We start from the raw sequence: 7011 nt of genomic DNA on the forward strand, positions 1-7011 counted from the left end.
GAACGGGCCAAATTCGGGGTCGCGCCGGGTGATCACCACGCCCGCAACGGTTTCGGTGGTGCGTAGCGGAAGCACCATCGCCGGGCCGGTCGCGCCGGCGAGCTCGAGATGGTCGGTACGTACCGGAATCCGCTGCGCATACGCCTCGCCGATGACTCCCACGCCGACCGGGAACGGCGCAATGTTCGCGAAGTCGACCGGTTGGGCACCGGCGGCCTCGACGACGACGAGCTCATCGACGGACCCGTCGTCATCCTCCTCGCCGGGGACCGCGACGATGGCCAGTGCGGACCCGGTCAGCTTTCGGGCCTGCTCGGCGATCACCCGGAACACCGCCGCGGGGTCGGTACCGGACAGCAGTTCGGTGGCGATGTCGCGGGTCGCCTCGATCCAGGCCTGCCTGCGCTGAGACAGCTGGTACAGCCGGGCGTTGTCGATCGCGATGCCGGCGGCGGCGGCCAGCGCTTGCGCCAGCACCTCGTCGTCCTCGCTGAACGGCTGCCCGGAGTTCTTCTCGGTCAGATACAGGTTGCCGAACACTTCGTCGCGGATCCGGATGGGCACCCCGAGGAAGGTCGTCATCGGCGGGTGGTGCGCCGGAAAGCCCACGGACGCAGGATGATCGCGGATGTTGTCCAACCGGATGGGCTGCGGATCGTCGATAAGCACCCCCAGTACACCGAGGCCCTGCGGCAGCTTCCCGATCTGGTGGCGGGTGGTCTCGTCGATGCCCTGGTAGATGAACTCCACGAGTTCCGACCCCTGCCCGCGTACACCCAGGGCGCCGTAGCGGGCATCGATCAATTCGATCGCGGTGTGCACGATCGTGGCCAGGGTCGCATCGAGTTCCAGACCGGACGTGACGGCCAGCATCGCGTCGACCAGGCCGTCGAGACGGTCCCGGCCCTCGACGAGTTGTTCGACACGGTCCTGTACCTCGCTGAGCAGTTCGCGCAGGCGCAGCTGCGAGAGTGTCTCGCGCAGCGGGCGGTTGCGTCCCTCGTCCGGTCCGGCCACCACACGATCCTATTGTTCGCGGGTGGTCCGGCGATCGAGCTTCGAGACGAACACCGCGGCCTGGGTGCGGCGCTGCATCCCGAGCTTGGCCAACAGTCGCGACACATAGTTCTTCACGGTCTTCTCGGCCAGGAACATGCGGGCCGCGATCTGCTTGTTGGTCAGCCCCTCACCGAGCAGGTCGAGCAGCACCCGCTCCTGGTCGGTGAGTCCGGACAACGGGTCGGACCGTTCGGCGGAACCGCGCAGCTTGGCCATCAGCGCCGCGGCCGCCCGGTTGTCCAGGAGCGAACGGCCCGCCCCGACCTCCTTGATGGCCTGGGCGAGCTCCATTCCTTTGATGTCCTTCACCACATAGCCACTGGCGCCGGCCAGGATCGCGTCGAGCATCGCCTCGTCGGAGGTGAACGAGGTGAGCATCAGACACCGAAGGTCAGGTAGCTGCGACAACAACTCCCGGCACAATTCGATGCCGTTGCCGTCGGGCAGCCGGACGTCCAGGACGGCGACGTCGGGGCGTAGCGCGGGGATGCGCGCCAACGCTTCGGACACCGACCCGGCTTCGCCGATCACATCGAGGTCGGGGTCGGAGCCGAGCAGGTCCATCAGCCCGCGGCGCACCACCTCGTGGTCGTCGACGAGGAACACCGACACCATGGCGACACCTTTCGCGAGCTGACCTGTCACCATTGTCCCCCCGGTCAGATCTCCACCCGCAGCACACCGTGCAGCGGGCGGCGCGGTGTGGGTGGCGGCACCTCGTCCAGCGGTGGCGCGATCCCGATCCGCACCAGCACCTGCGGCGAGCTCCGGTGGACCAGCGCGCCGACGATGTCGCGGCTGACGGGCATCTCGGTCACGTGGGTCAGCGTGCAGGACGACATGCCGGCCATCGTGGCGTCCAGCAGCACCGCGGACAGCGCTTCACCGGCCGCGAGGATTCCCTCGGGGCTGTCCTCGGCCGCGGAGATGACCAGCAGGCGCGCCTGATCGTCGCCGATGTCGAGCCGGCGTTCCCGGTTGCGGGTGATGGGGAAGGTGCGGCCGACGTCGACGCGGTCGGCTTCCTGCGCCGAGACCAGTGCGGTGTGGGGTATTCCGTCGTTCACCTCGAACGGCGAAGTCCACCAGGTGATCTCGTGGTGGTACTCGGAATCGTAGAGACGCATGGCGTCGGTCAGGTGGGAAGCGTCGGCCAGGGTCTCCCGATCGGCGGGGTCGATCACGTCGAGGGTGCACCCCGACGGTGTCGCGCCGACCCACGCCAGCCGATCGAAGGAGTCCCGGTCCGGCGGCGCGGCGAACGGCAAGCGGTCGGTGCGCCGCTGCAGGATCGCGTCCGCGCGCCTGCGCTGCTCGTCGCTCACGTCGGCCGGCGTGCTCAGGCTGATGTCCGCGATGTGGTGGGGATCTCGAGTGCTGGGAAAGCGCACGACGTGGGTCCCATAGCCCCCCGCCGCCATCGCGACCCGGAAATGATCCAGCGCGGCACCGCAGCTGAGCAGGCCCTGGCGCGCACCCGCGTCGGAGGCGACCAGGTGGTCGGGGTCCAGGAACAGCGACACGGTGCCGGACCTGATCACCCAGCGCCACGGCTGGCTGTTGTGATACGACGGAGCGCGGCACGCGAGGTGCACGGCGTCCTCGATGAGAGTGACCTGTTGCAGTGTCGTCGGCATAGTTGGATCGTGCTCCGTTGCCGCCGTGTGCAGCAGGGCCAGAAGTCCCTAGTCCGATTGCGAGGCCTCCAAATAGGCCACGATCGCGTTGGACAGGCCGCGGCGGGCCTCGTCGAGATCGATATAGCTGCCGAGTTGGCGTTCGGAGGTGATGCCGCGCATGGCGCCGGGAATGAACAACGCCACCTCCCGGACCCTGGCGGGGTCGACATCCAGATCGGCGAAAGCCTTCTGGCAGGCCGTGATCCACGTCCGCTGCCAGGATGCGAGCTCCGCCGCCGTCTGGGGGAACAGCCGCTCGAGCTCGGTCCGGTCCCGGGGCAGCGCTGCGCGCAGGTTCTCGATGGCGCGGGAATCCGTCGCGGTCAAACCGTCGTACATGATCTCGAGGATGGCCGACACACGCCCGGCCAGCGGGCCGTGCGGCGCGGCGCGGGAGGGCAGTTCACCCCGCCGTTCCGCGGTGAAGCGCAGCACCGCGGCCCACAGTCCGTCGATGTCGCCGAACTGGTATTTGACCGTGCCCCAGGTGGCTCCGGCGTCCTTGGCGATCCGGTTGCCCGACACCGACCCCGGTTCACCGGAGGCCAAGGCCTGCAGCGCAGCATCCAGCATGCTCTCGCGCGAAGCCTGGCCTCGCCGGTTGGTGCGGCGTTCGGCAGCCTCGGTCATCACGGGGATGCTACGCGAGTATTGACTTTGATAGAACCCTCTGTGATTGTTGGCCCATGGCAAAACCGCCGTTGTCGATGGTCCCGACGGGCTGGTTCCAGGTGGCGTGGTCCGCCGAGATCGGTGTCGCCGATGTGCACCGGATGACGTACTTCGGGCGCGAGATGATCGCGTGGCGGGCGCAATCCGGGCGTCTGACCGTCATGGACGCCTACTGCGAACATCTCGGCGCGCACCTGGGGCATGGCGGCCACGTCGAGGGCGAGGTCATCGAATGCCCCTTCCACGGCTGGCAGTGGAATGCCGAGGGCCGCAACGTGTGCATCCCGTACGAGCCCCGACCCAACCGCGGCAGGCGCATGCGCACCTACCCGGTGGCCGAACGGAACGAGTCGATCTACATCTGGCATGACGCGCAGGGCCGGGAACCGTTCTTCGAGGCGCCCGACGTCTTCGCGAGCTTCGGCGACGGCAGCAGCGCGGCCGACTACTACCCGCGCGCGAGCCTCTATGAGCAGAACCTGGAGCTGCATCCGCAGTACGTCCTCGAGAACGGCGTCGACTTCGCCCACTTCAAGTTCGTGCACAAGACGCCGATCGTGCCGGTGTTCACGCGCCACGACTTCGCCGCGCCGGTCTCCTACGTCGACTTCACCATCACGTTCGAAGGTGACGACGGTCAGAAGATCGAGGACGTCAACAGCGGCGTCGAGGCCATCAACGGCGGGCTCGGCATCGCGGTGACCAAGAGCTGGGGCATGGTCGACAACCGCACCATCTCCGCGATCACGCCCGTCGACGAGCGCACCTCGGACGTACGCTTCACCGTCTACATCGGCCGTACTCCCGGGAGGGACACCCCACGGGCCGAGGCGAAGGCGCAGGAGTTCGGCCAGGAGGTCATCCGGCAATTCAGCCAGGACGTCTACATCTGGTCACATCAGCGCTATTCGGACCCGCCCGCACTGTCCTCGTCCGAGTTCGAGGGCTTCACCGCGATCCGGGAGTGGTCCAGGCAGTTCTATCCGGATGGCCGCGGTGGCAGCGCCGCGGAGCTCCAAGCCGTGTCAGTGAACGAGAAGGGCTGAGTAGTAATGACTTCCACCACCAAACCGGTCCGCGTCTTCCAGGTGGCGACGGGCAACGTCGGCAGCGAGATGATCAGGAGGATCGGCAACCGCGCCGACCTCGAGCTGATCGGATTGCACTGCTACACAGCCGAGAAGGTCGGTCGCGATGCGGGCGAGATCGTCGGCATCGGTCCGATCGGTGTGACGGCGACGGGAACCGTCGAGGAGATCATCGCGGCCAAGCCCGACGTGCTGACGTTTCACGGCGTCTTCCCCGACGAGGATCTGTACGTGAAGGTCCTCGAAGCCGGAATCGACGTCGTCACCACGGCCGACTGGATCACCGGTTGGCACCGCGACACCAACCACCCCCATCCCTCCGGCAAGCCGGTGACCCAGCTGCTCGCCGAGGCGTGCGCCAAGGGCAGCTCGTCGTTCTACGGCACCGGGATGAACCCAGGCCTGAATCAGATTCTGGGCGTGGTGTGTTCGGCGGACGTCGCCGAGATCGAGAACGTCACCACGATCGAGTCGGTCGACGTGTCGTGTCACCACAGCAAGGACACCTGGATCGAGGTCGGCTACGGTCTGCCCGTGGACGACCCGTCGATCCCGTCCAAGCTGGAGAAGTACACGCGCGTGTTCGCCGACAGCGTGCTCCTGATGGCCGACTGCTTCGGCCTCGAACTCGACGAGGTGAAGTTCAGCTACGAGCTTGGCGCCTGCACCAAGGACGTCGACCTCGGCTGGTACACCCTGCCCAAGGGATCACTCGGCGGCAACTACATCAAGTACCAGGGCATGGTCGGTGGCGTACCGAAGATCGAAACCCATCTCGAATGGCAGATGACCCCGCACACCGACCCGAGCTGGGATATCAAGGGCTGCTACATCACTCAGGTCATGGGTGACCCGTGCGTCTACAACAAGCACATGATCTTCCCGAAGCCCGGCGTCGACCTGTCCGACCCGACGAGCTTCGCTTCCATCGGCATGACCGTCACGGGTCTGCCGGCGCTGAACGCCATCAAGTCGGTGGTGGCCGCCCGTCCGGGTCTGCTCACCAGCGCCGACCTGCCGCTGCGTGGGTTCGCCGGTCGCTTCAGGTGAGCGTCAGCGCCGGTCCGATCCAGCGTCGCAGGTAGGCCCGCAGGCGCGCGCCCGAGCGCGGCGGGTCGGTCGGCGCGACGATCATCGACTGGATGTTGCGTAGCAGGAACTCGATGAGTTCGTCGAGTGTGGTGTCCTCGTAACCTATTGCTGCCCAATCAATATGGGTGTGCCGGAGCATGGTTCGGCAGCGGGTGATGACATCTGGCGTGAGCATGCCGCGGCTGAAGCTGTTGGTGCGGTCATTGGCCAGGAGCAATTCCAGTAGCGGCTCGTGGGGGAGCCGCTCGATGATGTGCGCAACCACCTCGACGAGCTGTTCGGTGACATCCAGGTTCGCGGTCATGGCCCCGATGTCGGTGACGAAACCCTCGAGGCTCACCTCGGCCACCGCGGTGAACAGGTCCTCGGTGCCGGTGAAGTAGCGGTAGATGGTCCTGCGGGTGATGCCGAGTGAGTCGGCCACGTCGGCCAGCGCGGTCGCACCGGCGCCGCGCTCGTCGATCATCGTCCGCGTGGCATCGATGATCCGTTTGCGCGCCTCGGCGTCGTCGGCCGGTGGTGCACCGCCCCATCCTTTGCGTCCCACGACGTTGACTCTTCCAGATCCTTCGACTAACAATGCACAAGTTACACAATGCGACAAAGTGTGTAATCAATTGATCTGGGAGGGTCCGATGACCGATCTCGAGGTGCGCCGGCCGAAGTTCGACTTCACCGCGGACGTGCCGTGGAACTGGAACCCGCAGAATCCGGCGTTCTCGTTCTTCATGAACGCGACATCGATGCTGGCCGTAGGGTTCGAGCAGATGATCGTCGCCGCGGTTCAGGAAGCAAAACCGCTGATCACCGATCCCGCCGTCGCCGCCGAGGCGACGGCCTTCCTGCGTCAGGAAGCCCAGCACTCCAGCACCCACCGCAAGCACGTCACGGCGCTGATCAAGAGCTATCCCGGACTGCAGCAGACCTTCGACGCCGTGACGGCCAGCTTCGACCGGGTCACCGCCACCACGCCGCTGGAGTTCCGGCTGGCCTATGTCGCCGACCTCGAGGCGACCTTCACGCCGAGCTTCAAGATGATGCTGGACAACGACGACGCGCTGTTCCGGCCGGGCGACGAACGCGTCGCCTCGCTACTGGTATGGCACTTCGTCGAAGAGGTGGAGCACCGCAGTTCGGCGCTGGTCATCTACGACGCCGTCGTGGGCAGCAGTTGGTACCGGCTGCGGGCGCTACCCGGGGTGGTCAAGCACATGATCGGGGTGCTGGCTATCATCGCCGACGGCGCCAACGCGCACATCCCCGAGGAGGAGCGGCAGGTGGACGCCCGCACGCTGCTGCCGGCCTACGGGATGCGCCAGGCACTGCGACAGAAACTCGGGCGGGCAGGCGGTGGGCCGGGAACTGCCTTCGCCGCCGTGCCGCGGAGGCAACGGATGGTCGCCGCCGGCCGGGTGTTGCTC

At 66.7% G+C, this 7011-nt stretch carries 8 protein-coding genes; 3 read left to right on the forward strand and 5 right to left on the reverse strand.

Going from position 1 to position 7011, the window contains the following annotated elements; all coding sequences use genetic code 11:
* The 4 genes from ACRDUX_RS00545 to ACRDUX_RS00560 form a co-directional block, all read right to left on the reverse strand.
* Positions 1–1020 (reverse strand): GAF domain-containing protein (locus ACRDUX_RS00545; RefSeq protein ID WP_526409991.1); only part of this gene is annotated, 1020 nt, incomplete at its 3' end.
* Positions 1021–1026: 6 nt separating this feature from the next.
* Positions 1027–1674 (reverse strand): hypoxia response regulator transcription factor DosR/DevR, encoded by a 648-nt coding sequence (gene dosR, locus ACRDUX_RS00550; protein WP_477496598.1) that lies wholly within the window; start codon positions 1672–1674, stop codon positions 1027–1029.
* Between the two features lie 44 nt (positions 1675–1718).
* Positions 1719–2696, reverse strand: coding sequence for an Acg family FMN-binding oxidoreductase (locus tag ACRDUX_RS00555; RefSeq protein WP_477496599.1), 978 nt, complete (start codon positions 2694–2696; stop codon positions 1719–1721).
* 48 nt (positions 2697–2744) lie between these two features.
* Positions 2745–3368 carry a TetR/AcrR family transcriptional regulator gene (locus ACRDUX_RS00560; protein ID WP_477496600.1) on the reverse strand — a complete coding sequence of 208 codons (624 nt, stop codon included), beginning with the start codon at positions 3366–3368 and terminating at the stop codon, positions 2745–2747.
* A gap of 56 nt (positions 3369–3424) precedes the next feature.
* On the opposite strand from ACRDUX_RS00560, the gene ACRDUX_RS00565 reads away from it, so the two are divergent.
* The gene (locus tag ACRDUX_RS00565; RefSeq protein WP_526409994.1) at positions 3425–4456 is read left to right on the forward strand and encodes a Rieske 2Fe-2S domain-containing protein; all 1032 of its coding nucleotides are present in this window, start codon (positions 3425–3427) and stop codon (positions 4454–4456) included.
* A 6-nt stretch (positions 4457–4462) separates the two neighbouring features.
* A complete protein-coding gene (locus ACRDUX_RS00570; RefSeq protein ID WP_526409996.1) occupies positions 4463–5548 on the forward strand; it encodes an NAD(P)H-dependent amine dehydrogenase family protein in 1086 nt (361 codons plus the stop codon).
* Here ACRDUX_RS00570 and ACRDUX_RS00575 read toward each other — a convergent pair.
* Positions 5541–6137, reverse strand: coding sequence for a TetR/AcrR family transcriptional regulator (locus ACRDUX_RS00575; protein WP_477496603.1), 597 nt, complete (start codon positions 6135–6137; stop codon positions 5541–5543). The genes ACRDUX_RS00570 and ACRDUX_RS00575 overlap by 8 nt on opposite strands.
* Before the next feature lie 88 nt (positions 6138–6225).
* On the opposite strand from ACRDUX_RS00575, the gene ACRDUX_RS00580 reads away from it, so the two are divergent.
* Positions 6226–7011: metal-dependent hydrolase (locus tag ACRDUX_RS00580; RefSeq protein WP_526409998.1), on the forward strand; the 786-nt coding region annotated here is incomplete at its 3' end.

This window comes from Mycobacterium sp. (assembly GCF_050701675.1).
Taxonomy (GTDB): Bacteria; Actinomycetota; Actinomycetes; order Mycobacteriales; family Mycobacteriaceae; genus Mycobacterium.